The following is a 2,722-nucleotide window of genomic DNA, read 5'->3' on the forward strand; positions in this document are numbered from 1 at the left end:
TAGAGGAGCTAAAACAATACCAATACAAAAGCAAAGAGATTATTTACAAATAATCCATGATAGTGGCGAACATCTCCTAGAATTAATCAATGATATTCTAGATTTATCTCAAGTAGAAGCTGGCAAAGCAGTTTTAAATATCGGTGATTTTTCTCTCTCTAAATTAAGTTATGAACTTTGGCAAACTTTTAGAGAAAAAGCAGAAAAAAACGAAGTAAAATTAACTTTAGAACAAACAATAAATCCACAACTAGATCTATTTACTGCCGACCAAAGGCGAGTTAAACAAATTCTCTTTAATCTTCTCAGTAATGGAATTAAATTTACTCCTAGTGGGGGGAGTGTCATACTTAAAGTTATCAGAGACAAAAATACAGCAATTTTTCAAGTAGAAGATACCGGTATAGGAATTTCTGAAGAGCAAAAACCATTATTATTTAATAAATTTCAACAACTAGATTCTCCTTATAATCGTCAGCAAAGTGGTACGGGTTTAGGTCTGGCTTTAACAAAACAATTAGTAGAACTTCATGGTGGAATTGTTGAAGTAGAATCTGCTATTGATTTTGGCTCTACTTTTACAGTGAAATTACCAGCACAACCCCTAACATTAAAAAATGAAGAATTAAAACAAAAAGAAGAAAATTCACCTAATATTTTATCCTTGCAAGGTAGTGTAGTGTTGATTGAGCAAGAAGAAGATGTTGCCACAGTAATTTGTGATATTTTGACAGCAGCAGGATTAAAAGTTGTATGGATAATAGAAGGTTCTACAGCAGTGGAGCAAACTATTTTGTTGCAACCTCTTGCTGTAATTGTAGATATGCAATTACCAGGAATGGATGGTGTAGAAATTATCCAGCAGTTACGCACAACAAATAGTAGTGAAAATCCAAAAATTCTGGCATTAACTACTTTTGATCAACAAATAGATATGGAATATTGTTATACTGTTGGTGCAGATGAATGTTTGACTAAACCAATTAATCTCGAATATTTATTGAGTAAAATGATAGACTTGCTGACCAAATAAGAATTCAGTCATAGGTAATTGGTAATATACCTGACCAGTATGGTAATTTCTATAAGTAAGTTTCAAGTATTTAATAACTTTTGTTGTTTTCATAGTTATTTGAAACTTTCAAATATCTTATTACTATTACTTTTAAAATGGTATAATCATATTTTATTTGTGGAGCTTACAGCACTTTTCATTTAAGTAGACTACGAAATTATTTTTGCTTAAGGAGTGGGGAGCAGAAAAATGCTTTAGCCACTATAGTCTATCTATGTGAAAATTCCTATAATATCAAATTAATATGAAGTTGTATAGAATAATATTTTAATCAGAGTTGATTGTAGATCGGGAGATACAAGTTAATAAATGCAGCTTCACATAAAATTGGTATAACACCTAAAACCTAATATTATATCCGGTTGAATAATTATAAATAACGACGGAGGAGTCAAGAGAGAATAAAAAGGAAGAGGATCAGAAAGTTTTTTATTACTAATTATCCGGACTTGATATAAAGTCTAATACCTAACACCTAACACCTAATTCTGTACAGCCTCATATAAAATTGGTATAATTCCTGATACTGACTACATGAATTTATCTCTACTTATAATCTATAAATCAGCTCTAACATCTATACAAAATAATTATTTAACCATGACTAATAAATACTCCGATCTATCATTACCACAAGGTTTAATCATTTCTTGTCAAGCTCCCACTGACTCCCCTTTAAATCATCCAGAAGTTATTGCAGCTATGGCACAAGCATCTATAAATCAGGGAGCTTCAGCAGTGAGAATAGATACACCATCCCATATTCGAGCAGTGCGACAGAGAATTACTCAACCAATTATTGGTTTGTGGAAGCAACAAATACCAGGATTTGAAGTTTATATTACGCCCCAATTTTCAGATGCAGAAGCGATCGCCAAAGCAGGAGCAGATATTATTGCTGTTGATGCTACTGCCAGAAAACGTCCGGGAGGAGAAACTTTAGCAACATTAATTACTCGTATTCATAATGAATTAGGAAAATCAGTAATGGCCGATGTAGATACTATAGAAGCAGCACAACTAGCTGTAGAAGAAGGTGCGGATTTTGTCGCCACTACTCTGTATGGTTATACTGAGCAAACAATCACAAAATCTCCTCCTGGTTTTGAGCTGTTAAAACAGATAGTAAAAAACTTAGAAGTGCCAGCAATTTGTGAAGGAGGTATTGCTTCTCCCACAATGGCAAAAAAAGCTATGAATTTAGGAGCTAATGCTGTAGTTGTCGGGACAGATATTACAGGAATTGATAGTAAAGTCAAAGCTTACAAAATGGAGATGATTTCTTAAATTAGCTAAATACGCTAATTATTTAATGCGCTTTTATATCATGTCCGGTTGAATACTTATAAATAAATAACGGATGAGTCATAATTCAGGAGGAAAGAAAGAATAAAGAAGCAAGAAAGAAGAAGAAAGGGCGTTGCACAGAGACAAATGATTTTAGATTTTTGATGAACAATATTTTGGATTTGAGAATTGCTAAAATGATTAATATTAGGTTTTTTACTCAAAATCTAAACTAATTTTTGGCAATATCATTCCATAATGTGCAAACCCCAATATTAAATCGGACCATCTCCCCTAACTATATAATATCATGTCCGTTTATATCGTTTGTGTAAACCCAAGGGTGAATATCTACAGGAA

At 32.6% G+C, this 2,722-nt stretch carries 2 protein-coding genes; both read left to right on the forward strand.

All coding sequences use genetic code 11. The annotated features are described in order from the left end of the window. A partial coding sequence (locus D5R40_RS31935) for a hybrid sensor histidine kinase/response regulator (RefSeq protein WP_124155808.1) occupies positions 1-1,033 on the forward strand: 1,033 nt, incomplete at its 5' end. 642 nt (positions 1,034-1,675) lie between these two features. Continuing rightward, positions 1,676-2,362: an N-acetylmannosamine-6-phosphate 2-epimerase gene (locus tag D5R40_RS31940; RefSeq protein WP_124147023.1), complete on the forward strand. Its 687-nt coding sequence runs from the start codon at positions 1,676-1,678 to the stop codon at positions 2,360-2,362. Positions 2,363-2,722: the final 360 nt, after the last annotated feature.

The sequence above is a fragment of the Okeania hirsuta genome, assembly GCF_003838195.1.
GTDB lineage: Bacteria > Cyanobacteriota > Cyanobacteriia > Cyanobacteriales > Microcoleaceae > Okeania > Okeania hirsuta.